Below are 24832 nucleotides of genomic sequence, written 5' to 3'. Positions count from 1 at the left end.
AGAAGGTCAAGACGAAATTTGTTAACCTTAAGAAACTGGGAGTAGCAAGAGAAAAGGCATGGGAATGGGCAAATACAAGAAAAGGCTACTGGCATACGGCCAATAGCTGGATTCTTGCAACAACCCTAACCAATGCTAGGTTTGAAAAACAAGGTTATTTAAGTTTTCTTAAATATTACCTTGAAGTTAAAGTGTAAACTATGAAACCGCCGTATACCGAACGGTACGTACGGTGGTGAGGGAGGTCGGTAAATAAATTAATTATTTACCTCCTACCCGATTGATTAATAAGGTGGCAAGATAATGAAAGGGACAGATTTTAAGTATTCCAGTTAGGTTTACAATCTAATATATCTAAACATTGTTAATCACAATAAGCTAATTAATTTAATATATATATAGATTTAAACTCTGTGATATGTTATAATTGTTAAAAATTTGAAAAATAGCTTATTTAATTTAAAGATGTAATGAAAATATAAATTGAAATTCAAATAAACAACAATTGTATTATATAAAGTTTTAAATAAAATATATTCTATGAATTATAATGATATTGGATAGGGTTTAATATGTAACACTTCTGTGCTCAAAACCCTAGATAAATATTTACATATTTTTAGAATTATAAAATGTTTATGAGGAGAGAGAATGGAAAATAAAAAACAGTTATCAGTTATTATGCTAATTTTTTTGTATTTATTAATTTTAATACTTCCTTTTTTGATTTATAGTGATAATATAATCTTTAGTTTTTTAGAGCAACCTTTGTTAATTTTCATTCCAACAATTCTTATTTCAAGAATTTATATAAAAAAAACTGGGACAACTATAAAGGAATTTTATAGATTGAGAAAAGTCAGCACTAAAAATATGTTGCTTATAACAATTATTGTATTTTTACTTCCCTTAATAACCAATGTTGTAGCAGATATATCTTGTTTATTTTTTAATAGTGATTTACAAGACGATATTATTTTTAAACCTGAGATGTATAATGGTTTGGCTTGGGCTACTGGAGTATTCTTCTATAATATATTTTTTACATCTATATTTCCAGCAATATGCGAAGAAACGCTTTTTAGAGGGAGTATACTTCGCTTTACAGAGGTATTTGGGTGGAAGAGTTATATTATAATTTTACTAAATGCTTTATTGTTTGGTATATTCCATCAAAATATGGAACAATTATTTTATACATTTTTACTAGGAATTATTTTTACAAATATAGTTTTAGTTACAGATTCTATTTTAGCAGGTATATATGTTCATTTTGCATATAATTTTATTATTGATCTGTCCAGTGCTTTTGATTTAAGTAAACACAAGTTGATATCACAGGTGGCTAGTATAATTGATAGTATGAATCATATTATATATTCCATAATTGCTGTCATATTGATATTTATAATAATAAAATATATGGATAGAGGCAATAGGGAATAAATTAGTTGCAAGATAAAATTAATTTTTAAAAGTAGGTTTAAATTTAATACGGATAAATCTAGGGCTGTTTTATAACTAATTAGTTATAAAACAGCCCTAATCAATATCTTATGGAAAAAATATTATGTTTTTATTGACAAAAGCACTACTGTGTATTACAATGTAGTTGCTACTAAACAATATAAAGTAGGTGAAGAGATGATATCTAGTCAACTTTTAAAAGGAGTTCTAGATTCCTGTATTTTAAAAATAGTTTCTTGTAAAGAAACTTATGGATATTTGATAGTTCAAGAATTAAATGATTTAGGTTTAGAGATTCAAGAAGGTACAGTTTATCCAATACTTTTAAGACTTGAGAAAAAGGGATTTTTAAAATCTGAAAGAAGAACTTCAGATATAGGTCCTGTTAGAAAGTATTTAAGTATTACAGATGAGGGTTTAAAGGAGATTGAAAGGTTTAAAGATGAGTGGTCTATTTTAGAAAATATAGTAGACAAGATTATGGATATTGAGGTGTAAAGTATATATGAATAAAAATCAATTTAAAAAAGAAATAGTAAAACAACAGGAAGATGATGTTGCAAATTTAGAAGGAATATATTGGGATACATTAATTAATGGAGTTACTTATATAAATAGTCTAGGGATTACAGGAAAGAATAAAACTATGATATTAGGAGATATTATAGAAATTTTAAATGATGCACAGAATAATGCTAAAGACCCAAAAGAAGTTTTATCAGGAGATATTTATACTTTTATTGACATGGCTAAGGATTCTTTAGGAGAGACTACCTTTATTAGTAGATTTTTAAATTTAGTTTTAAACACTTTAACTGTTTTTACTGTAATATTTATTTTAAATGGTATTATGAGTGTTTTAGGATTAGGGAAGTTTCCTAAAATAGAATCGGGAATGATTTCATTAAAGGTAGAAAGCTTTATAAATCCAATGATAATAATTTTAGATATAGGTTTATTAAAGTCTAGATATATTAAAGCTAAAATTAAATATAAAAAAATTATATATTTAATTTTAGTAATTATTACTACTTTAATTTTATCTTTAATAGTATCTGGTGTTTTAGAATATTTTGGTTTTTTAGAAGATTGTATTGAAGTATCTATATTAAACTATATTTTAATTGTAGCTGGAAGCGTTGTATTGACTTATAGGTTAAATAAATATATGAATGAAAAAAATTAATAAAAATACCCTAAATAATATAAATACCTAAAATCTTTAAAAGAAAGTATATTATAATTTGAGATTATACTATAAAAGTTCAAAGGAAGTAATAAGTAAAAACCTAGTAGTAGCTAGAAGAAATAGTTACTACTAGGTTTTACATTGTTCAATAGAAAAAGATATTATATTTTCTAGAGTTAATCTAATATTAGAAATATAGTTAAAAATATTAGAAGTTTTTAGTTATTGGAGCAGGAAAACTATTTTTTGGAGTTGATATTGATAATCATTATCAATATAATTATCTTTAGATTTATATTATTAATTAAACTTGGTTTTTTATTTAAAGATACATAAAGTATGGAATTCACTTTATAGGAGGAGATAAATGAAAGGGTAATTTATTTATATAGTCCCATGTTAATGAATTACAGGTTATCTTGTAAAAGATATCATGTCAACTTATAAAAATATTTAATAAATATAAAGGGAGGATTCAAATGAAAAAATATAAAAAAGGTATATTAATATTTTTATGCCTTGTTGTTATTGGAAGTCTTGTAGCTTGTCAAAGCAAGAAGGTACCTAATAAAGACATAGGTGAAACTAAAGAAACAGAGTCTAATTTAAAGAAGGATGAATTAATTGTCTCTATGGGAGAGAGGATACCTCATGAATTTGATCCAAAGCAAAGATGGGGAATGTATAATGAGGCACATATTATACATAGCACATTACTTATGAAAACTGCTGATTTAGATATAGTAGGAGATTTAGCTAAAGATTATAGTATTTCAGAGGATGGAAAGATATGGAGTTTCAATCTTCATGATAATTTTAAGTTCTCTAATGGAGAGTTAGTAACTGCAGAAGATGTTAAATTTTCCTATGATATGTTAAAAGAATATGGTCAGCACTGGGATTTAGGATTTATTGATAAAATAGAAATTCCTGAAGAAAATAAAGTGAAAATATATTTAAATGAGCCACGCTCTACGTTTTGGGCACAACTTACAGAAGTTCCCATAGTACCTAAGAACCACTATAACGACAATTACTCTCAAAACCCTATAGGTTCAGGGCCATATATGGTTACACAATACGATAAAGATGAGCAAGCTATTTTTGAGGTTAATCCGTACTGGCATGGAGAAGAACCATATTTTAAAAAGTGGACTTGGGTTTGTTTAGATGAAAACACTGCTCTTGCTGCAGCTAAGGCAGGGAAAGTAGACATTATATATGCTATTCCTGAATTTGCTGATGAAGAGTTACCAGGTTGGAAACTATTCGAGTTTGAATCCAATGACGTTAGAGGATTATCTTTACCTTATGTTAAGCCTGGTAAAATTGAATCACCAGATGGATATCCTGTAGGGAATGAAGTTACAAGTGATCCAATTATAAGAAAAGCATTGAATATAGGTCTTAATAGACAAGAAATTGTAGATACTGTTCTAAATGGACATGGAAAGCCAGCTTATTCAGTTATAGATGGGATGCCATGGTGGAATCCGGAAACAGCTATTGAAGATGGGAGAGTTGAGGAGGCTAAAAAGTTACTGGATGAAGCAGGATGGAAAGAAGGAAAAGATAAAATACGTGAAAGAGATGGTATTAGAGCAGAATTTGAATTATATTATCCTACAAATGATAAGTTAAGAACTAATGTTGCTATTGCAGCATCAGAACAAGCTAAGAATTTGGGAATAGATATTAAATTAGTTGGAAGTAATTGGGATGAGATGGTGACAAAATCCCATGAAGTGGCTCTTTTATATGCTGGTGGAAGACATCACCCAAATCAATTCTATGAGTCTCATAGTCCAGAAAGAGCGGGCTATGGTTGGGCTAATATAACTTTTTATGATAATCCTAAGGTTATGGAATATATGAATAAAGCCATGACTTCTACAGATCTAGATGAAGCAAATAAGTATTGGAAATTAGCTCAATGGGATGGGGAGACTGGTGCTAGTACATTGGGAGATATACCAAATTGTTGGTTAGTTAGGTTTAACCATACTTACTTAGGAGATAAAAGATTAAATGTTGGGAACCAACCTATACACAGTCATGGACATGATTGGTCTTTGCTTCACAATATATATGAGTGGACTTGGGAAGAGAATTCAAAGTAGGTTTTAAGGTGTCATATAATATATGGCACCTTTTTAGAATAAGAAAATAGGAGGAATAAATTTGGGAAAACGAAGTTTGTTTATTTTTTATAAGTTGTTGAGAGGACTTACACTTCTTTTAGGGCTTTCAATACTAACATTTATTTTGATGAAAAATTCACCTATTGACCCTGTAATGGCTAGTGTTGATTATGATACTTCTATGACTCCAGAACAATATGAAGCTATTAAGGAATATTGGGGACTCAATAAACCTCCAATTGGTCAATATTTTTCTTGGTTAAAAAGTATCCTTTCTGGAAACATGGGGATTTCTAGAGTGCATAAAAGACTGGTTATAGAAGTTATAAAAGAAAAGGCATTGGCATCAGCAGCATTAATGGGAGTATCTTGGACTCTTTCAGGAATTATAGGGATAGCCCTAGGTACTATAGCTGCTTTTAATAGAGGAAAGTTATCAGATAGAATAATAAAATGGTTTGCATATTTACAGGCTTCCGTTCCAACATTTTGGATTGGTTTAATATTTTTATTGATTTTCTCTGTGAAATTGGGATGGTTTCCTATAGGGATTTCCGCTCCTATAGGTGTTATTAAAAGCGAAGTTACCATATTGGATAAGATACATCACCTTATATTGCCTGCTCTTACATTGAGTGTTTTAGGAATTGCAAATGTAGTATTGCATACTAGGGAAAAGATGATAGATGTATTAAATGAAGAATATGTACTTTTTGCAAGAGCAAGAGGTGAGAGTGACTTTCAAATATTTAAAAATCATGCTCTCAGAAATGCAATAGTACCAGCTATAACTATTCATTTTGCATCCTTTGGAGAATTATTTGGAGGTTCTATATTAGCTGAACAAGTTTTTTCTTATCCTGGATTAGGTTCTACATTAACAGAAGCAGGATTAAAAAGTGATATGCCATTACTGTTAGGGATTATAATGATAAGTGCTGTTTTTGTTTTCTTTGGGAATATGATTGGAGATATTATAAACTCAAGGATAAATCCATATTTAAAACAGGAGGGACAACAGGCATGAAATTAAATTCAAGAAAAAAATTAATATTCTCTATAATATTCTCTATATTAATAATTTCTATTATTATAATCCTAGGCTTTTCTTTAGGTGAAGATAAATTAATGACTAATAGCAGAAAAAAAAGTTTGTCCCCAAATAATGAGCATATTTTTGGTACAGATTGGTTAGGAAGAGATATGTTTACAAGGACTATTAAGGGCTTGAGGTTTTCTATGTTAGTAGGGTTTTTAGGCTCTTTAATAGGGGTTGTATTTGCTATTGTTTTGGGAGTCGTGGCTTCTACATTTGGGAAAAAAGTAGATTCTATAATACTTTGGCTTATAGATATGTTTATAGGAATGCCTCATATGATATTTATGATTTTAATATCATTTGCTGTAGGAAAAGGAGCAAAGGGAGTTATATTTGCAGTAGCATTAACACATTGGCCTACATTGGCTAGATTAGTTAGAAATGAAGTGAATAATATTAAAAATCTAGACTATATAAAAATATCCGAAAACTTTGGAAAAAGTAAAATGTATATTGTTAGAAATCATATTTTACCAGCTATAATTCCTCAAATTATGGTAGGATTTTTATTGTTATTTCCCCATGCTATTTTACATGAAGCTTCTATGACGTTTTTAGGATTTGGGCTGTCTGCTCAAACTCCATCTATAGGAGTTATTTTATCTGAAGCTGTGAAACATATATCAGTTGGAGATTGGTGGCTTGCTGTATATCCAGGTTTATTACTTGTTATATTGGTAAAAAGCTTTGATAACATTGGAGAGTCATTAAGCACACTATTAACTCCTCAAACAAGTCATATATAGGAGGTAAACATGAGTGAAAACATATTAAAGGTTAAGGATTTATCTATTTCTTTTAGTCAATATACAAAGGGAATAAATATACAAGAAATAACTCCGGTGGAGTCTTTAAATATTGAAATTAATAAAGGAGAAATATTAGCAGTGGTTGGGGCTAGTGGTTCTGGTAAAAGTTTGCTTGCCCATGCCATTATGGGGATTCTTCCTAGAAACGCAACAATAAAGGGAGATATGTACTATAAAGGAAGGGAAATATCTCAAGGATTAATAGAAAAATTAAGAGGCAAAGAGATTGCTTTTATTCCACAATCTATAAATTATTTAGATCCACTCATGAAGGTTAAAGATCAAGTTAGAATAGGATTGCCTAAAGAAAAAGCTAAAAATATTCAAGAAGATTTATTTCAAAGCTATGGTTTGGAAAAAGCTCATGGAGATCTATATCCTTTTCAATTATCTGGGGGAATGCTTAGGCGTGTTTTATTTGCAACCAGTGTAAGGGAAGGGGTGCAGCTTGTTATAGCCGATGAACCGACTCCTGGCATACATCCGGAAGTTTTAGATACTATACTTTTACAACTTAGGAAATTTGCAGACAGTGGTATGGCTGTGATGTTAATTACTCATGATATTATTTCTGCTCTTAAAATATGTGATTATGTAACAATATTTAAAGACGGAGAAAATATAGAAACATCTTCGGCAGAAGCTTTTGAAGGGGATGGTAGTAAACTAAAAACCGAATATGCAAGACTGTTGTGGAGATCATTACCTGAAAATGAATTTATAGATATGGGGGAGTTTAATGTCACTAGAATGTAAAAAGTTAGGTTTTTATTATGAGAAGAATAAATGGATATTTAGAAATGTAAATTTAACTATTAATTCAGGAGAAGTGGTGGGTATATCCGGCTATAGTGGATGTGGCAAAACAACTTTTGCTAAAGTATTAGCAAATTATGTACAACCATGTGAAGGGGAAATACTAATTGATGGTGAAAAAAAACAAAATAAAGGTTTTCAAAAAGTACAGTTAATATTGCAACATCCTGAAAAAGCTATGAACCCAAAATGGAAAATGGAAAGAATTATAAATGAAAGCTATAGTCCAGATAAGGAGTTATTAGATGATTTTGGAATAAAACATGAATGGATGAATAGATGGCCTATTGAGCTATCAGGTGGAGAATTACAAAGGTTTTCTATAGTTCGTTCATTAAATGCCAATACTAAGTATATTATTGCAGATGAAATGACTACTATGTTAGATGGAATTACTCAAGCAAAGATTTGGAATAAATTATTACAGGTATGTAAGAAAAGAGATATAGGTATAGTTGTAGTTAGTCATGAAAAAAACATATTAAATAAAATATGTGATAGTATTTATTATATGGATCAGTTAAATAAGGATAAAAACAATATAAACTGTTGTCATGAAGTTTAGACTATCTAAAAATAATTATTTAAGAGATAGATATGTAGTTAAGATTTTAAAGAATTTACAAATTTAATAAATAATAAATAAAAACCTTATAATAGCTAAAAAAATAGCTTTTATAAGGTTTTATAATAAATACTATATTGTTTTTTAATATTCTTCTCTAAGGGTAAGTTCTTCTCTAATTTTAAATCCAAATCCATCTTGACGGATTCTCTTTATAGTTTCCTTTACAAATTTATCTGCATCTTCAATAGCTTCCTCAGCTACCATTATACCTTTTTTAGATATTTCACCTTTGCCTAACATTTCAGCACCTATGATCAGTGGTATTGCTGTAAGTGGAGCCATGTTTCCAGCCACTCTTCCTATATAAGATATGTCTTTACCATCTTTTTTCCCATGGAGTTCAGTAGCTGCACATGCAGTAACTCCTTTTAAAAATTCTTTAAGTTCTTCTTCTGTCATGACTGGTTGACTTGCCTTTTGTGCTAATAATACAGCCAGTGCAAAGTCACGAGGTGATACAGGATTGCCATTGATATTAAGTTTGTGATTAGATGTAAGACCTGCTAAGCTAAGGTCTCTAAAACCTTCGTATGCTGAGAATGGTTCAAGACTAAATCTTATAGATACGTTTTGAATTCCTGGTGAGTATCTGGGGAATGTAAATACTTCAGGATGACCTATTCTAGTAACTTTACGAACTCCATAAGGTTCTCCAAAATCAAAATCCCATTCTTCACGGAATGAAGGTTCATTGAACTTTTCTCCATCTTTAATATATGGTGCGTTGTGTATACATTCTAACATATGTCCAAGAACTGCAGGACCACCTGGTTCTTTCTCATCACATGCAAAATAGAATATGGCTTCCTTTAATGAATCAAAATAACGTTGTTCTGCACTACATGCTAGTATTGATAAAAATCCTGGACTTGCTCCAAGACCCATTATCATACTAAGTCCTTTTTCTTCAGCTTTTTTAGGTAATTCTGATTCAAATATATTGTTGAATGCTTCAATATCATCGCAAAAGTCAATATAGTGTTTACCAGCCTTTATTGTAGTCTCTATAATCTTATATGCAAGAATATGATAAGGACCTGTGCAGTTTGCAACTACGTCACAATCCTTTATAAGTTCGTATAATGCTGCTTGGTCAGAAACATCAACTTCTGCAGCTTTAACTATTGGTGAATTTAGCTTTTCCACAATTTTCTTGTTTTTTTCAAGATTACGAGATGAAATAACTACCTCGTCAAAAATGCTACCATGATTGATTAAATCCCTAATTCCATAAAGTGCTTGAGAACCTGCTCCACCTAATACAACCAGTTTCATAATAATCCCCCTTAAATAGTTTTGACATATTTTTATAACACCTTATTGTTAATATTATATCACCAGCAATTGGAAAAGTCTAACGCTGAAGAGATATCATGGAGTAATTTATTTTCTATATTTAGTGTATTCTATTTCTTGCAAAAAGTTAAAAAATAATCTTATGGTTATCATAAAGCAAATAGATACAACTTATTATAGTCTAAACACTATAGATAATATCTATTAGACTATATCTATTGATAAATATATAATAATGCTTGTTGGAATTTGTTGGAATTTGCTAGAATTTATTAGGAGGGTTAAATTTGGTCAAAAAAAGGAGTTTAATGGGACTTGCTGTGATTTTGATTTTATCATTTTTACTTTTCTAACGAAGATTATCCATTAGGATTAATTGTAAGAAGTGAAGATGAAAATGAAGATTGGGTAAAGGCTGTTCTCGAATATCAAAAGCAAGAAGAATTTAAAGAGAAGTTTAATAACCGTTATGATTTTACCTATGTTCTATTTGAATAGACTGAGAGGAGATATAATTGGATAATATAAAATTAAATATATTAAAATTAAATGCATATTTAGAGTTGAACAGAGAGGTTGTAGGTGTAAAGTTTTTATTTGATGAAAAGGAGTTTATAGAATCAAAAGGAAGGGCACTTACAAATAAGATGGCATACTGTACAATGGTCAGAAATGGAATGAGAGGGGAGTGTATAAAGGCAAAATTAGAAAATTTTGCTTGCCTTTCTGCAGCCAAAGCTATAGGTTTACTAGAAACAACTCATGAAGATGACTCTGGTAAAGGTAGGGTTAAAATAGGAACTTATAAAAACTTATGTATAGGCAGAAGTGTAAGCAAAGATATGGTTTATTGTAAACATATAATATATGGCATAAATATAATGCCATTAAAGGAATTTGAAGTAGAGCCAGACGTTGTGATTATAGTTACAGAACCATATAATATGATGCGTATTACTCAAGGATATGCATATCACAATGGACAAGCTAAGAATATCAAGTTAGCTGGAATGCAAGCCATATGTCAGGAGTGTACATCATATCCATTTGAAACTAATGATATAAATGTATCTATGTTATGTGCAGGAACTAGACTTTTAGCTCAGTGGGAAAATAGCGAACTAGGTGTAGGAATGCCATATCATATGTTCAATGAAATAGTCAATGGTATAGAAATGACTATTAATCCAATAGAAAGAAATAAAAACAAAGCTAAAATTCAGGCAAGAATAATAGAAAATGGTTTAGAAGAATATGTTCAAATTATATATAATAAGAATTATGATGATGGGCTTTATGGTGGAATTTAATATTGAAATAATAAGGATTTTGCAGAATAAATTATAATATTTAAGGGATTTCCCCTAGGGGAAATCCCTTAAATATTATAATGGTTTTATTAATTTATCTAATAGGCAGTTAAAGTTACTAAAATTATAAAAAACACTTTACAAATAGTGTACTATAAGGTATAATACACACAATACACATAGTACACTAGAAAGGAGGGTTATTATGTTTAATATAAATATTATGAGTGACAAACCTATATATGAACAAATTATAGATAGCATAAAAGAATTATCTTTAAAGCATATACTTAAACCGGATGATAAGTTGCCTTCCGTAAGGCAGATGGCTAGTATGTTGTCTGTTAATCCTAATACTGTTAGCAAAGCTTATCAAGAACTAGAAAGGCAGAAGATAATATATACTGTTCGGGGGAGGGGAACTTTTATGAGTGCTTATAGTGAGAGGCCTATTGATTATGAAAGATTAGAAAAGGCTCTAGAGGGACTTAGAAATATATGTGTAGAGTTGGTACATTTAGGATATGACAAAAATAAAATTTATGAAGAAATAGATAAAATACAATTAGGTATAGAAGGAGGGATAAAATGATAGAAGTAATAGGTGTAAATAAGGTTTTTAATGGTTTTAAAGCCTTAGATAATGTGAATATGAGTATAAAAAAAGGTACAATACATGGAATAATAGGAGAAAATGGAGCTGGTAAAACTACTTTACTACAGATGTTATCAGGAGTATATCAAGTAGAGGAAGGTAAGATACTTATAGATGGTGAGGAGGTTTATGATAATAGAAAAGTTAAAGAAAAAATAGGATATGTAGCAGATAGAAACCAATATTTTAAAGATTACAAGATAAAAGAATTATTAGATTTTTACTCAGGAATATATAAAGATTTTTCAACAGATGATTTTTATAATTACAATGAAATTTTTAATTTGAAATTAGATAAAAAAGTAAGGCAATTATCAAAAGGTATGCAAATGAGATTAGCCTTAATGTTAAATTTATCTATAAATCCTGAAGTTTTAATATTAGATGAACCAACTTCTGGATTAGATGCTATTATAAAAAAGGATTTATTAGATATTCTAATAAATCAAGTACATGAAAAAGAAAATACAGTAGTTATAAGCTCCCATCATATTGGAGAGTTAGAGAAAATATGTGATGAAGTAACAATACTTCATAAAGGGAAGGTTAAATATCAATCTAATATAGATGAAATAAAAGAAAGTGTTAAAAAGCTGCAGGTTATATTTAAAAAAGATGTGGAGAAAGAACTTGAAAAAATAGATAGTATTATAAATATTGAAAAAATAGGAAGTGTATATTATTTAATTATTGATAATTACGGTGAAGAAGTATTATCAGATTTAAATAACTTAGGGGCAGAACTTATTGAAAATGTAGGAATTTCTTTAGAGGAGATATTTATATATACAAATAAAAAAATAGATAGGAGTGAAATATGTGAATAGATCAATATTAAAACATGAGACTAGATCTATGAAATGGATATCATTGTTATCTGTTATAATTAGTTTTTTTATTATACTAATGTTTAGTATAAATTTAAATACTAAATATGAGAGGATGATTTTTGACGGTATATCTGGAAATGAAACTCTAATTAAAGATGCAATGGAAAGAATTGCACCTATGGTATTAGTATTATTTACAGTTATTGCAATAATACAAGTATTTATGCAATTTCAATCAGAAAAAGGTCAAGAGATAGGTAGATTTCTAAAAGCCTTGCCAATAAAGAGGGAAGAATTTTTTAAAGTCAAGATATTACTTGGATTAGCAAATATAACATTGGGGTTTATAGTTTTAATAATAGGTTTAATAGTTGTAAGAAAAAGCAATATGTTTTGGATAAAAGATATATATAAAATAAGTTTAATATCAGAACCTTTTATAGAAATAGATAGTGTAGGTACTATTCTAAAGGAGATGGGGATAATTTATTTTGTAGTTATTAGCTTTTATACATTTCTATTTATGATTCAATATACTTTTACACATACTGTTGGTGGCATAGTAACTGGAATATTAATATGGTTAGCACCGTTATTTCTACTATGGGCTACGATATTAACATTAGGAAGATTTAATATTATTTCTATATACAGGTCTGAGTTATTAAATAAAATATTGGAAAAGGCTAATTGGCTATTACCTTGGGCATATCCTATAGATTATGGCTCTATAGATTTAATTATAGATAATACAGGAAGAAGTATAGTAAGGAAAAATATTATAGAAAACCTATCATTAAAATATCTAGTGGGTATAATTTTAAGTTCATTAAATATAACCATAGCCTATAAATTTGCAAAAAACTCAAAAATAGAAGATGAAAATAGAATAATAATATTTAAGATATTTAGGCAAATATTTAAGTTTGGAGTTACTATATGTAGTGGATTATTAGTATCTATGATTTTTAACAGATTTTTGATGATTGAAATAAATAATATATTGTTTTTGATTATAATTTTGGTATCAGCCTATATAGGCTATTTTATAAGCAATAAAATAACTGAAGTAGGAAATAGATAGGAGGGATAATTATGAAAAAATTAATAGGGTTAATTGGATGCTCTTTAATTTTAACTAGCTGTTCAGGAATAGTAAATACAGAGGATAATTTTAATAATAGAGTAAGAATAGTGAAAACCCATTCCCTTAGGGATAATCAAGAGCAGGTATATGTAGAAGGATATATTAAAAATGTTATATATGAGATAAATCATTTAGGAGAAAAATATAAAGATGTTCTAAAGAACGATAATTTTGATTTTCTATATATAAATATATATGATAATTATCCAAGAGATTCTTATAATACAAGATTTGATAATAATATGTCTAGATATCATGAAGATTATTTTAATGATTTAATTCAGATTATAGATAAGAGTATAGCTCGTGGATTAAAAGCTTATGTAAATGAAATGTCAAATAAAAAATTAGAACCAAATACTTTACTTTCAAAGAAAATAGGGAGAGCAATTGTAACAGTTTCAACAGCAGACAATATAAATTATAAAGATAATCGTATAGCTGTTGAACTAAATATTCTAGATATTAAAGATAATGATTATAGAAATATTTTTAATAAAATTTCCGATGATAATTACATTTTAGATAATGTAATTAAGGGAGAAGAACTGGATTTAATAAATTTTGTAAACAGCAGTGGATATATAGGAAATTATAGAACTGATAATCCTAGTATTAGATATAATTTGTTTTTAAAGAACAAAGAGATAGAAAAAGTAAATATACTTATAAAAAAAGATAATGATAGTAAATTAGATATAATAGATATAGAAGTTTTTCTAAACTTGATTTCTAGTCTAGACTTAAATAAAGAGGAAAGAAAATTATTATTAGAAGAATATAGGGATATCTTTGAAGAGAAGGTTAATAGTAAAAAAATATCTACAGAAAAATATAATATTATTATTGAAGGCAATAAAGGAAATAAATATTTAGGAGAAAGTAAGCAGTTTGTTTATTTTTCTATTGAAAAAAAATAAAACACTTTACTTTAACAAGACAATGCTGTATAATGGTAGAAATATTTAAAATTACATCCTAAGCTTTGAATAGGACGAGTAAATCTTTTAAGGTCATTAGAGAGAGAAGTTCATCGGCTGAAAGACTTCTTGGATACACTAGATTGAAAACCACCTATGAGCTCAATCTTGAACAATAGTAGAGATATGCGTTTGCTGCGTTAAAGCTATTTACTTAATTTGTTTTTAGGTGGAAACGAGAATAAAAAACTCGTCCTATTTTGGACGAGTTTTTTTGTATATATTTTTATAGTAGATATAGGAGGAATTAGAATTGAAAGAAATAATTGTAGCAAAATTTGGAGGAAGTTCCTTAGCTGATAGTACTCAATTTATCAAGGTAAAAGACATAATCAAAGCAGACTCTAGAAGAAGATATATAATACCATCAGCACCAGGGAAAAGAAACAGCAAGGATCATAAAATAACGGATTTATTGTATATGTGCCATCAACTTGCATCTCATGGATTAAACTTTGAAGAGGTATATTCAATTATTGAAAAAAGATATAAAGGGATATGTGATGAGTTAGATTTAAGTTTAAATATTGATGAAATTTTAACTGAAATCAAAGAAAAAATTAAAAATGGTGCCTCTAGAGATTATTCTGCTAGTAGAGGAGAGTATTTAAATGGTATTATACTTTCGAATTATTTGGATTTTGAATTTATAGATGCTGCAGAGTTAATTGTATTTGATAATAAAGGCTATTTTGCTCCAGAAGACACACAGAAAAAAATTGAATTAAAACTAACAAAGATTTCTTATGGTGTTATCCCTGGATTTTATGGTGCTAAAGAAAATGGTGAGATAGTAAGTTTTTCTAGAGGAGGTTCTGATATAACAGGAGCTATTATTGCTAATGGAGTGAAAGGGAAACTTTATGAAAACTGGACAGATGTATCTGGATTTTTAATGGCAGATCCTAGAATTGTAAAAAATCCTAAACCTATTGAAATTATTAATTATAAGGAACTTAGAGAACTTTCGTATATGGGAGCTCCTGTTCTTCATGAGGAGGCCATTTTTCCAGTGAAAAATGCAGGGATACCTATAAATATTAAGAATACGAATATTCCAGAAGAACCTGGAACTATGATTGTAAATGATTATACTCCAGCTAGTTTAGGAAATATAACAGGTATTTCAGGAAAAAAGGATTTTACTGTTATATCTATAGAAAAGACTTTAATGAATTCAGAAACAGGTATATTAAGAAAGCTGATTTCTGTATTTGAAACTAATGATATTTCAATTGAACATGTACCAACAGGCATAGACTCAATATCGGTAATAGTTTCAAATTCGGAACTTAATTCAAAAATGGACAAGGTAATTGAAGAAATACGTATATATTGTAATCCAGACTCAATATCTTGTTATCCTAATATGGCATTAATTGCAGTAGTAGGAAGAGGGATGATAAAAGCTAAGGGTGTATCTGCTAAGGTATTTACTGCTTTAGGAAATAGTGGAGTCAATGTTAGAATGATTTCTCAGGGGTCATCTGAATTAAATATAATTATAGGAGTTGAAAATGAAGATTTTGATTTAGCTATGAGAGCTATATATGAGGCTTTTGAAAATGAAGATTTAATAGGAGTTGATTAAATGATAAATATTGGATTAATTGGACTTGGTACAGTTGGTTCGGGAGTTGTAGAGATATTAAATAAAAGAAAAGATGAGCTTAAATCTATTCTGGGTTCAGAGTTATTTATCAAGAGGATTTTAGTAAAAAATATTAATAAGAAAAGAGATATTTCACTAGGAAAAAGCTTGATTACTTTAGAATTTGATGAAATTTTAAAAGACTCTGATATTAGTATAATCATTGAAGCTACTGGGGATTTAGAAGAATCTTATAATTATATAAAAAAATCATTAAAGGCAGGAAAAAATGTAGTTACAGCTAATAAAGCAGTAGTTTCTAAATACTTTGAAGAATTAACAAATATGGCAAATAAAAATAATTGTGCTTTTTTATATGAAGCAAGTGTAGGTGGAGGAATACCTATATTAAAACCTTTAAAGGAAGTAGTGGCAACCAATGAAATTACTCAAATACAAGGGATATTAAATGGAACATGTAATTATATTTTGACTAGAATGTTTGATGAAAAATTAGCTTATGAAGAAGCATTAAAAATAGCTCAAGAACTTGGTTATGCTGAATTAGATCCAACAGCTGATATAGAAGGTTATGATACATTGCGGAAACTTAGAATATTAGGAACTATTGCTTTAAAGGGAAAGATTTCAGAGGAAGATATTTTGGTGAGGGGTATAAAAGGTATTATTCCTTTTGATATTGAGCAAATAAAGAATTTAGGATGTACAGTAAAATTGATTGCAGAAGTTAAATCTACGGGAGATAAGTTTACTGCAATGGTTCAACCGACCATTATAAAAAAGAACTCCTATTTTGCCAATGTAAATATGGCATTTAATTCTGTAGCTTTTATTGGAAATAATGTAGGAGAGTTAAAATTTTATGGTTCGGGAGCAGGAAAATTTCCTACTGCAAATGCAGTAATATCTGATGTATTAGATATAGTAAAAAGTTCTTATAGAAAGGGCAATCCATTAGGAACAAGAAAACTTAAAAATATTAACGAGAAAATAGAAGAACCATATTATTTGAGAGTTTCTTCAGAATATAAGAAGAAATTTACCATTTTATATGATATGGCAGACGAAATATTGTCTACAACAGATAATATTGCCATCATTACTAAAGAAGTATCTATACAGAATATTTTAAGTTTAATTTCATCATTAGGAATTGATGATGACAAGTATTTTTTAGGAAGAATAGTTAAGTGAGGGATCATAATATGAGATATATTAGCACAAGAAATAAAAGCATTGAAGTTTCATCAGCTGATGCAATTATACAAGGAATTTCTCAGGATGGTGGCTTGTTTGTACCAAAAGAATTGCCCAAAATAGAAAATTTGGAAATGATTTTTCATATGGATTACAAAGAACTAGCATATACCATAATGAGTAAATTTTTTCTGGATTTTGAGCCTACGATACTTAAAGAATGTATAGATAGAGCTTATGATAATAAATTTGATACATCCCTTATTGCTCCCATAATAGAAATAGATGATGCATTTATCTTGGAATTATTTCATGGACCAACCTTTGCTTTTAAAGATATGGCATTATCTATACTTCCATATTTATTAAAGGAATCTATGAGAATCAAGAATAATCATAAAGAAATAGTGATTTTAACGGCTACATCGGGAGATACAGGGAAAGCTGCATTAGAAGCATTTGCTAATATTTCTGGGGTAAAGATAATCGTTTTCTATCCTGAAAATGGAGTATCTGAAATTCAAAAAAGACAGATGCTTACTCAAGAAGGAAATAATACATTTGTAATAGGGATAAGAGGAAACTTTGATAATGCTCAATCTGGAGTGAAAGAGATATTTAATGATAAGGAATTTAATGAATTCTTAAATGAAAGGGGATATATTTTATCATCTGCTAATTCTATAAATATAGGTAGATTGATTCCTCAAATAGTTTATTATTTCCATTGTTATGTTATGCTTATAAATCAAGGGAAAATAGGAAAAGGTGAAAAGATAAATGTAGCCGTGCCAACAGGGAATTTTGGGAATATATTAGCTGCGTACTATGCTAAAGAAATGGGGCTTCCTGTAAATAAGTTAATATGTGCATCAAATGAAAATAATATCTTATCAGATTTTCTTAATACAGGGATATATGACAGAAGGAGAGAATTGATAGTTACTTCATCTCCTTCAATGGATATTTTAATATCTAGTAATTTAGAAAGGCTTTTATTTCATTTAAGCGGAGAAGATGATAATCTAGTGAAGATTAAGATGAATAGTTTATCTAAAGAAGGCTTTTATAAAATAGATATAGGTCACGAGGATTTTTATGGATATTATTCTACTGAGAAGGATATTGAGACAGGAATTGATAAAGTATTTAATGACAATAGTTATTTAATGGATCCACATACTGCTGTAGCTTATAATGTATATAAAGGATATAAAGAAAATACTAAGGATAATACAAAGACAATTATAGTTTCAACGGCAAGCCCATTTAAATTTGGAACTAAGGTAGCATCTTCTATAGGCATAGAATTAGAGGGTAAAGATGAGTTTATTATTTTAGAAGAATTGGAAAATAGAAGTAAAATAAAAGTTCCTAATAATATAAAAAATTTAAAAAACAAGGAAATATTACACAAGAACAGTTGCAATAAAGAAAATATGAAAACTATGATAAAAATGTTTTTAAAGGTTGGTGAAGAAGATGATTAGGATAAGTGTCCCTGGAACCAGTGCAAACATAGGTCCAGGATTTGATACATTAGGTCTAGCCTTAAATATATATAATTATTTTAGATTTGAAGAAATTTCTCATGGAATAGAAATCACAGGATGTAATAAAGAATTTTCAAATGAAAATAATTTGGTATATAAGTCCATGTTAAAGGTATTTGATAAAATAGGGTATTTACCTAAGGGAATCAAGATAGATATAGATGCTAATATACCAGTTTCAAGAGGCTTAGGTAGTAGTGCTGCTTGTATATTAGGAGGAGTTATGGGTGCTAATTGTTTAGCAGGAGCTCCTCTTTCTAAGGAAGAAATCTTAGAAATAGCAACGGAAATTGAGGGACATCCAGATAATATTGCACCTGCATTATTTGGAGGGCTTGTTATATCTATTATGGAAGATAGCAAGGTGATTTATAATAAGTTTGATGTTTATACAGGAATTAAATTTGTAGCATTGATACCAGATTATACTCTATCAACTAAAGATTCGAGGGCTGTTTTACCTGCTACCATATCTCATAAAGATGCTATATATAATATAAGTAGGGTGTCTTTATTATTATCTTCACTATCTAATGGGAGATTTGATTTATTGAAATACGCAGTAAAGGATTCTCTTCATCAGCCATATAGAGGAAGGTTAATATCTGGTTTTTACGATATAATTAATAAATGTGAGGAAATTGGATGCTTGGGGTTATATTTAAGTGGGGCGGGTCCTACTATAATGGCTATTGTAGATGAGAAAGATAATGATTTTATATTAAAAATAAAAAAATATCTTAAATCTATTAATTATACTTGGGAAGTTAAAGAACTTAGATTAGATTCATATGGGACAATAATAGAAGAAATTAATTAATATCTAACTTCCATCAAACAAAGCCCCTTAGCCTCAATCATAGGACCTGCAATACTACGATTTTTATTTTCAAGAATATATTGGACATCACTGGGACTAATTTCTTCTTTTCCTACTCTGATTAGAGTTCCTGTAATAATCCTAATCATATTGTGGAGAAAACCATCACCTTCAAAGTCTATATAGATATAGTTGTTTTCTTTTGATATATTAATGTTCATTATAGTTCTAACAAAGCTTTTTTTCTTTGATTTCATAGTAGTAAATGCTGTGAAATCAAAGGTTCCTATCAATTTGGTGGCGGCTTCTTGCATTAGTATTAGATTTAGCTTTTCAGGAATATGAGAAGTAAATTTTCTACTAAATACATTTTGATATTTATTATTGTCTATTGTATATCTATACCATTTTGACTTTGCATTATATCTTGAATGAAATCTCTCATTTTCTTCAGATAGATTATAGACCACTATATCATCAGGCAAATATCTATTAATATATTTTCCTATTTCTTCTATTGTCATATTGGAGTTAGTAAAAAAATTACAAACTAAGCCCTGTGCATGGACTCCTTTATCAGTTCTTGAACAACCTATTACATTTATTTCTTCAGCAGTCATTTTTTTAAGTAAATCTTCTAATTTACCTTGTACAGTATTATCCTTATCACCTAATCTTTGCCACCCAGAATATCTGCTACCATCAAATTGTAAATGCATCTTAATATTTTTCATCTTATCTCTCCTGTTAATTAATATAATTATTATAACTCATATTATATTTTCTATAAAGATAAAAAGTAATCACCCAATATAGAGTGATTACTTTTTATCTTTATTTTATTTCTTTTAATATTCTTAGATAATGATTTGCTTCCCTTAAAACATGATCTCCTAAAAGAGGTATTATTATAGATTTGATTTTGCATGCTAATAGACCTTCTGTACTGGCTTTTTTAAAATCTATTATTTCTTGAGTTGCTTTTAAACTTTTATCTAATATTTCTTTTTCATTGTTTTTATTACATTTTTTATCTAATATTTTTTCAAAGGTTTCTGCTAAAGCCTCAGCTATTTCTTTTAAATCTTCCTCTGTAGGATCAAGTAGTCCATCAATAAACTCTGCATGGTCCTCCATTATATGGTTCCAGAAATTTAATTCATTACATATGGTTATATCAGGTAAATTTTTGTTTTGTAAATTTTTCAATATTTCCATATATAATTCGGACTCTCTAATAGTATGTTCTATTAAATGTGGATAGAGGGTTATAAATATTTTACATTGTAATCTTGAACTTAATAGTTTCTTACTGAAATCAATAGCTTCCTCTAGTAAATTAATTGATCTCATATTTATATTATACAACTTTTCCTCTAACCACTCTGTATAGTTAAAGTTTGGATCTGTTCTTAAATCATATTCTGCTTCAGTTATTTCTGTGTTTAGAGAAGCACCAGATAATTGTGAGGATATTTCTTCTGCTCTTAAAGTAAAAGGTGTGACAATTTCATTTGATTGCAAGACTTCATTTCTTACAGCACAGTTTGAAAATATAACTGTTTCAGCTAATACTGCTTCAAAGGATTTTTTAAGTAAATTAGCTTCATTAATTTCAGAACTATTTACTGATGGAAGATTAACTTGTATAAAAAACATATGCTCTTTTATAATCCTTTGAAAAAATAAGTTTGTTTCTAGCGAACTTTGAATAAACTCTTTTCTTGATAACAAAAAAATCCCCCCTAGATATAATATTACATAATATATAATATTATGAGGGGAAAAATTTGTGATTAGTTTAATCTATCATTAAGTTTTTCTCTAATTGTATCGTTTATTATATTGTTATTTTCCTTTAAATTAGCCATGAATTCTCTTACTATATCTCCAAAATTAGTATATTCATATTTTTCTATGGTTTTTTCAAACTCTTTAACTATGTTTTCTTTCATTATGAAAGTGTTTTCATCAAAATTAGGATTATGGTTATCTCCATAGAAATAAGTATATATATACCATTTATATATTTCATCAACCTTTGGTAATAAATTGGAATATGGATAAACCATTTTAAAACTTTCTGCCAGTAATATTCTTTCCGCCAATTTATCCATAGATATCATAAGACTTCCATCCTTCATAAAAGGCTCGTTAGTATCTAATGCCAATATTTTAAGATAATCATTATATTCATTGGTAATATTTCCACCAAAAGTATCTATAAATTTTTGATTATCAATTAAATAATAATAAATCCCTTCTGAAGTATCTAATTTATATCCCAATAGAATATGATCTATTAAATGTTTTTTTAATTCAGGTTCGTCTTTTAATACCTTTTCACGATTCAAATACTCCAAGCTATTTAACTTTTCAATGGATAAACCATATTTTTTAAATAGGTAATCAAAGTTTTCCTTGTTTTGATACTTTATAAATAGATTTTCTATTTCAACTCCTTTATCAAAAGACATTTCATTTAATTTTTTTATATATTCCATTAAAATTTCTGTATTATCGTATTTAGACAATTTTTCTTTATGTTCATCTATATATTTTAATACTTCATTAAAATTATTTTCTATTAAATTTTTGGCTTCATTAAAAATTTCTTTATCTGATTTTTCTTTAGAATAATCTCTTCTTTCAATTTCTAATAATTCAGCACTATCTTTGCCATTCCATTTATACCAAAGAGTCATTTTATCAGAACCAGCTGAACTAGAATCTTCTGTTTCAGGATCTACAGTATAAATACTAAATTCTAAAATACCGTCATTATTTATATCTTTAATTTCATTATTAGTATATATGGATATTAATGAAATTTTATTTTCATCTAATATGTTTTTTAATTTTCCATTTTCTAAAATAAATCCATAAGTTAATCCAGAGTGGGCACCTACACTGTTATTGAGAAGTAATCCATTTTGATTTTCAGATATTTTTCCAATTACAATTTGGTAATTAGTATTATCATAGTTCATGGAAATGCTATCTATTAGATTATATTTTTCTCCATTAAACTTGTAGATTTCTAGACTTCCTTCATCAGCCATATTATTAGGATCTCTTTCTTTAAATACAGCAATTTCTGGTATATTATCATCATCAAGATTTCCAATTGCATAATAAGGAGTATTATTTGCAAGTTCATCTCCGAGTTTAGCCATATATTCCATGTATGCCTTATCTTTTAAAAAGTCATATTCATTACCTTTAGATAATATGATTTCTTTTATTGACTGTTCTAAGGTTAAAGTAGTAGGAAGGCTTTTATTACTAGAACAGGCAATTGTAAAAATAGTTAAACATAATATTAGTACTATGAGTTTTGTTGGATTTTGTGACATATAATATTCTCCTTTCTATAAAAATATTATACACTGAAATAATTAAATGTGTGTAACAAACAAGTTACAATAATAAGTGGGAATATTAATATGGAAAAGAATAGTTATTGTTTTGTCAATATGTTATAATTACCATAAACATTATAAATATAGGAGGCAGATGAGATGTTGGCGAAGGTAAAGATTTGTATGGGGACTCATTGTACAATGATGGGAAATTTGAATTTACAGGAGAATCTTGAGGATTTGCAATTGGAGTATCCAGGTAAGATTGAAATTGAGGCAGTAAAATGTCTAAAATTTTGTGAAGATAACAAGGCACCTGTAGTTGAATTAAATGGTAAAATAATTACTAATGCCAGTGCAGAGAAGATTATATCAGAAATATTAGAGGTGGTTAGATAATGAGAGGTATATTTACACCAATTACATATATTCGCAGACAAGTATTTACAGAAATAGCGAAGATAGCTTGGGAAGGAAGAGACCCAAGGGAAGTAGATGATATTCCCTATAAAGTAATAAGCGGTGAAGTACCACATTATAGAGGAAGTATTTTTCATGAAAGAGCTATTGTTGCAGCTAGAGCTAGGCTTGGTTTAGGATTAGATAGAAAACTTAACGAGGATAATGGTCGTTTATCTAAATCTGTTGATGAAGCTGTTGTAACTCATAGTATAATTAAAGAGCCCTTAGTAAATGTAATTCCATTTGCTTGTGCATCTTGTGAAAGTTCAAAGCATTTTGTTACTGATAATTGTAGAAAATGTATTGCTCATCCTTGCATGATTGTTTGTCCAGTCAACGCTATTATCATTGGAAAGGATAGAGCAATTATAGATAAAGAAAAATGTATAGATTGTGGGAAATGTGCTAAGGCATGTCAATATCATGCAATTATGAAGTTGGAAAGACCTTGTAAAGTTGCTTGTGGAGTAGATGCTATAGAGTCAGATGAACTAGGTAGAGCTAAAATAAACTATGATAAATGTGTAAGCTGTGGAATGTGTATAGTTAATTGTCCATTTGCAGCTATTACAGATAAGTCTGATATATTTCAATTAGTTTTAGCTATTAAGCAAGGGGAAGAAGTTCATGCCATAATAGCCCCTTCATTTGTAGGGCAGTTTGGACCCTTTGCAACACCAGGCAAAATAGTTAGGGCAGCTAAAGATTTAGGATTTACGGAAATTATTGAAGTAGCACTTGGAGCAGATGCTGCTGCTCGACACGAAGCAGAAATGTTTCCCAAATTAGTACCAGAAAAGCAGCCATTTTTAGGTACATCCTGTTGCCCATCTTGGACAATGACAGCAAAAAAATTTTTCCCTGATCTATATCAATATATATCCTCATCAAATACACCCATGGTAGAAACAGCAAAGGCAATTAAGAGAAGAAGTCCAAGCGGGAAGATAGTATTTATAGGGCCATGTATATCAAAGAAGATTGAGGCAATGGAAGAAGATGTTCGACCATATGTTGATTTTGTAATTACGTACGAAGAACTTGCCGCAATATTTGTTGCAGCTAATATTGACGTTGCAGAGATTACTGAAGATGAGATAGTAGCAGATGCTTCAACAAAGGGAAGGAATTTTGCATATGCTTCAGGTGTTGCATCATCAGTAAAGGCAAGTATAGAACAAGCTCATCCAGGTTTAGAAATACCAACTCATAATGCAAATGGGTTAGCAGATTGCCGTAAAATGTTAGCAATGGCAAAGGCAGGAAAGTTCAATGGATATTTATTAGAAGGCATGGCATGTCCTGGTGGATGTGTAGGTGGACCAGGAACAATGTTGCCAATAGAAAAGGGAGAAAAAGAGGCAAAGGATTTTGCTAAAAAATCACCATATAGTGATGTCTTCAAAAATCCATTTTTAGAATAATATAAAGAAAAATATACATTTAAGGGATTTTCACC

Annotated in this window: 24 protein-coding genes; 20 read left to right on the top strand and 4 right to left on the bottom strand. The window is 28.9% G+C overall.

Annotation, left to right across the window (positions count from 1 at the left end; genetic code table 11):
- From BUB33_RS16055 to BUB33_RS08865, 9 genes are all read left to right on the top strand, one after another.
- The coding region (locus tag BUB33_RS16055) for a hypothetical protein (protein ID WP_268807676.1) at positions 1–197 on the top strand (197 nt) is incomplete at its 5' end.
- A gap of 454 nt (positions 198–651) precedes the next feature.
- Positions 652–1446 (top strand): CPBP family intramembrane glutamic endopeptidase, encoded by a 795-nt coding sequence (locus BUB33_RS08900; RefSeq protein WP_072975608.1) that lies wholly within the window; start codon positions 652–654, stop codon positions 1444–1446.
- A 150-nt stretch (positions 1447–1596) separates the two neighbouring features.
- Positions 1597–1965 (top strand): PadR family transcriptional regulator, encoded by a 369-nt coding sequence (locus BUB33_RS08895; RefSeq protein ID WP_234950024.1) that lies wholly within the window; start codon positions 1597–1599, stop codon positions 1963–1965.
- A gap of 7 nt (positions 1966–1972) precedes the next feature.
- A complete protein-coding gene (locus tag BUB33_RS08890) occupies positions 1973–2653 on the top strand; it encodes a hypothetical protein (protein WP_072975606.1) in 681 nt (226 codons plus the stop codon).
- 482 nt (positions 2654–3135) lie between these two features.
- Positions 3136–4776 carry an ABC transporter substrate-binding protein gene (locus BUB33_RS08885; RefSeq protein ID WP_072975605.1) on the top strand — a complete coding sequence of 547 codons (1641 nt, stop codon included), beginning with the start codon at positions 3136–3138 and terminating at the stop codon, positions 4774–4776.
- A gap of 61 nt (positions 4777–4837) precedes the next feature.
- Positions 4838–5824 carry an ABC transporter permease gene (locus tag BUB33_RS08880; protein WP_072975603.1) on the top strand — a complete coding sequence of 329 codons (987 nt, stop codon included), beginning with the start codon at positions 4838–4840 and terminating at the stop codon, positions 5822–5824.
- On the top strand, positions 5821–6642 hold the full coding sequence (locus BUB33_RS08875; protein WP_072975601.1) for an ABC transporter permease: 822 nt from the start codon (positions 5821–5823) through the stop codon (positions 6640–6642). Before BUB33_RS08880 ends, BUB33_RS08875 begins: the two co-directional genes overlap by 4 nt.
- A gap of 9 nt (positions 6643–6651) precedes the next feature.
- Positions 6652–7461, top strand: a complete 810-nt coding sequence (locus BUB33_RS08870; RefSeq protein ID WP_072975599.1) for an ATP-binding cassette domain-containing protein — start codon at positions 6652–6654, stop codon at positions 7459–7461.
- The gene (locus tag BUB33_RS08865) at positions 7445–8086 is read left to right on the top strand and encodes an ATP-binding cassette domain-containing protein (protein ID WP_072975596.1); all 642 of its coding nucleotides are present in this window, start codon (positions 7445–7447) and stop codon (positions 8084–8086) included. Before BUB33_RS08870 ends, BUB33_RS08865 begins: the two co-directional genes overlap by 17 nt.
- Before the next feature lie 144 nt (positions 8087–8230).
- Here BUB33_RS08865 and BUB33_RS08860 read toward each other — a convergent pair whose 3' ends face one another.
- Positions 8231–9424 (bottom strand): saccharopine dehydrogenase family protein, encoded by a 1194-nt coding sequence (locus tag BUB33_RS08860; RefSeq protein WP_072975594.1) that lies wholly within the window; start codon positions 9422–9424, stop codon positions 8231–8233.
- Positions 9425–9960: 536 nt separating this feature from the next.
- Here BUB33_RS08860 and BUB33_RS08855 point away from each other — a divergent pair.
- From BUB33_RS08855 to thrB, 9 genes are all read left to right on the top strand, one after another.
- Positions 9961–10755 carry a DUF169 domain-containing protein gene (locus BUB33_RS08855; RefSeq protein ID WP_084725310.1) on the top strand — a complete coding sequence of 265 codons (795 nt, stop codon included), beginning with the start codon at positions 9961–9963 and terminating at the stop codon, positions 10753–10755.
- A gap of 205 nt (positions 10756–10960) precedes the next feature.
- Complete coding sequence (locus BUB33_RS08850) at positions 10961–11347, top strand: GntR family transcriptional regulator (RefSeq protein ID WP_072975592.1); 387 nt, start codon at positions 10961–10963, stop codon at positions 11345–11347.
- Positions 11344–12237, top strand: a complete 894-nt coding sequence (locus tag BUB33_RS08845) for an ABC transporter ATP-binding protein (RefSeq protein ID WP_072975590.1) — start codon at positions 11344–11346, stop codon at positions 12235–12237. Before BUB33_RS08850 ends, BUB33_RS08845 begins: the two co-directional genes overlap by 4 nt.
- Positions 12230–13324: a hypothetical protein gene (locus tag BUB33_RS08840; protein WP_072975589.1), complete on the top strand. Its 1095-nt coding sequence runs from the start codon at positions 12230–12232 to the stop codon at positions 13322–13324. The genes BUB33_RS08845 and BUB33_RS08840 overlap by 8 nt, the downstream gene beginning before the upstream one ends.
- Positions 13325–13335: 11 nt before the next feature.
- On the top strand, positions 13336–14307 hold the full coding sequence (locus tag BUB33_RS08835) for a hypothetical protein (protein WP_072975588.1): 972 nt from the start codon (positions 13336–13338) through the stop codon (positions 14305–14307).
- A 322-nt stretch (positions 14308–14629) separates the two neighbouring features.
- Positions 14630–15958 (top strand): aspartate kinase, encoded by a 1329-nt coding sequence (locus BUB33_RS08830; protein ID WP_200778170.1) that lies wholly within the window; start codon positions 14630–14632, stop codon positions 15956–15958.
- Positions 15959–17173, top strand: a complete 1215-nt coding sequence (locus BUB33_RS08825) for a homoserine dehydrogenase (protein ID WP_072975584.1) — start codon at positions 15959–15961, stop codon at positions 17171–17173.
- An 11-nt stretch (positions 17174–17184) separates the two neighbouring features.
- Entirely contained in the window at positions 17185–18666 is a 1482-nt protein-coding gene (gene thrC / locus BUB33_RS08820) for a threonine synthase (protein ID WP_072975629.1), read from the top strand.
- Positions 18659–19549 (top strand): homoserine kinase, encoded by an 891-nt coding sequence (thrB, locus tag BUB33_RS08815; protein WP_072975582.1) that lies wholly within the window; start codon positions 18659–18661, stop codon positions 19547–19549. Before thrC ends, thrB begins: the two co-directional genes overlap by 8 nt.
- Here the strand turns inward: thrB and truA are convergent.
- The 3 genes from truA to BUB33_RS08800 form a co-directional block, all read right to left on the bottom strand.
- Positions 19546–20283: a tRNA pseudouridine(38-40) synthase TruA gene (gene truA / locus BUB33_RS08810; RefSeq protein ID WP_072975580.1), complete on the bottom strand. Its 738-nt coding sequence runs from the start codon at positions 20281–20283 to the stop codon at positions 19546–19548. The genes thrB and truA overlap by 4 nt on opposite strands.
- 100 nt (positions 20284–20383) lie before the next feature.
- Positions 20384–21283: a DUF2935 domain-containing protein gene (locus BUB33_RS08805; protein WP_072975578.1), complete on the bottom strand. Its 900-nt coding sequence runs from the start codon at positions 21281–21283 to the stop codon at positions 20384–20386.
- 62 nt (positions 21284–21345) lie between these two features.
- Positions 21346–22905 carry a hypothetical protein gene (locus tag BUB33_RS08800; RefSeq protein WP_072975576.1) on the bottom strand — a complete coding sequence of 520 codons (1560 nt, stop codon included), beginning with the start codon at positions 22903–22905 and terminating at the stop codon, positions 21346–21348.
- A 165-nt stretch (positions 22906–23070) separates the two neighbouring features.
- Here BUB33_RS08800 and BUB33_RS08795 point away from each other — a divergent pair, with 165 nt between their 5' ends.
- Both BUB33_RS08795 and BUB33_RS08790 read left to right on the top strand, forming a co-directional pair.
- On the top strand, positions 23071–23310 hold the full coding sequence (locus BUB33_RS08795; RefSeq protein WP_072975574.1) for an NAD(P)H-dependent oxidoreductase subunit E: 240 nt from the start codon (positions 23071–23073) through the stop codon (positions 23308–23310).
- Positions 23310–24797, top strand: a complete 1488-nt coding sequence (locus tag BUB33_RS08790; RefSeq protein WP_072975572.1) for a 4Fe-4S dicluster domain-containing protein — start codon at positions 23310–23312, stop codon at positions 24795–24797. Before BUB33_RS08795 ends, BUB33_RS08790 begins: the two co-directional genes overlap by 1 nt.
- Positions 24798–24832: the final 35 nt, after the last annotated feature.

Origin of the sequence: Tissierella praeacuta DSM 18095 (assembly GCF_900128955.1) — a bacterium.
In the GTDB taxonomy this organism is placed as follows: domain Bacteria; phylum Bacillota; class Clostridia; order Tissierellales; family Tissierellaceae; genus Tissierella; species Tissierella praeacuta.
This window is presented reverse-complemented; position numbering and strand designations above follow the sequence as displayed.

What these genes read in the sequence shown, in the direction of transcription:
- BUB33_RS08900 (WP_072975608.1), top strand. Translation starts at nt 652, where the DNA reads ATGGAAAATAAAAAACAGTTATCAGTTATTATGCTAATTTTTTTGTAT.
- BUB33_RS08890 (WP_072975606.1), top strand. Translation starts at nt 1,973, where the DNA reads ATGAATAAAAATCAATTTAAAAAAGAAATAGTAAAACAACAGGAAGAT.
- BUB33_RS08885 (WP_072975605.1), top strand. Translation starts at nt 3,136, where the DNA reads ATGAAAAAATATAAAAAAGGTATATTAATATTTTTATGCCTTGTTGTT.
- BUB33_RS08875 (WP_072975601.1), top strand. Translation starts at nt 5,821, where the DNA reads ATGAAATTAAATTCAAGAAAAAAATTAATATTCTCTATAATATTCTCT.
- BUB33_RS08870 (WP_072975599.1), top strand. Translation starts at nt 6,652, where the DNA reads ATGAGTGAAAACATATTAAAGGTTAAGGATTTATCTATTTCTTTTAGT.
- BUB33_RS08865 (WP_072975596.1), top strand. Translation starts at nt 7,445, where the DNA reads ATGTCACTAGAATGTAAAAAGTTAGGTTTTTATTATGAGAAGAATAAA.
- BUB33_RS08860 (WP_072975594.1), bottom strand. Translation starts at nt 9,424, where the DNA reads ATGAAACTGGTTGTATTAGGTGGAGCAGGTTCTCAAGCACTTTATGGA.
- BUB33_RS08850 (WP_072975592.1), top strand. Translation starts at nt 10,961, where the DNA reads ATGTTTAATATAAATATTATGAGTGACAAACCTATATATGAACAAATT.
- BUB33_RS08845 (WP_072975590.1), top strand. Translation starts at nt 11,344, where the DNA reads ATGATAGAAGTAATAGGTGTAAATAAGGTTTTTAATGGTTTTAAAGCC.
- BUB33_RS08835 (WP_072975588.1), top strand. Translation starts at nt 13,336, where the DNA reads ATGAAAAAATTAATAGGGTTAATTGGATGCTCTTTAATTTTAACTAGC.
- BUB33_RS08825 (WP_072975584.1), top strand. Translation starts at nt 15,959, where the DNA reads ATGATAAATATTGGATTAATTGGACTTGGTACAGTTGGTTCGGGAGTT.
- thrC (WP_072975629.1), top strand. Translation starts at nt 17,185, where the DNA reads ATGAGATATATTAGCACAAGAAATAAAAGCATTGAAGTTTCATCAGCT.
- thrB (WP_072975582.1), top strand. Translation starts at nt 18,659, where the DNA reads ATGATTAGGATAAGTGTCCCTGGAACCAGTGCAAACATAGGTCCAGGA.
- truA (WP_072975580.1), bottom strand. Translation starts at nt 20,283, where the DNA reads ATGAAAAATATTAAGATGCATTTACAATTTGATGGTAGCAGATATTCT.
- BUB33_RS08800 (WP_072975576.1), bottom strand. Translation starts at nt 22,905, where the DNA reads ATGTCACAAAATCCAACAAAACTCATAGTACTAATATTATGTTTAACT.
- BUB33_RS08795 (WP_072975574.1), top strand. Translation starts at nt 23,071, where the DNA reads ATGTTGGCGAAGGTAAAGATTTGTATGGGGACTCATTGTACAATGATG.
- BUB33_RS08790 (WP_072975572.1), top strand. Translation starts at nt 23,310, where the DNA reads ATGAGAGGTATATTTACACCAATTACATATATTCGCAGACAAGTATTT.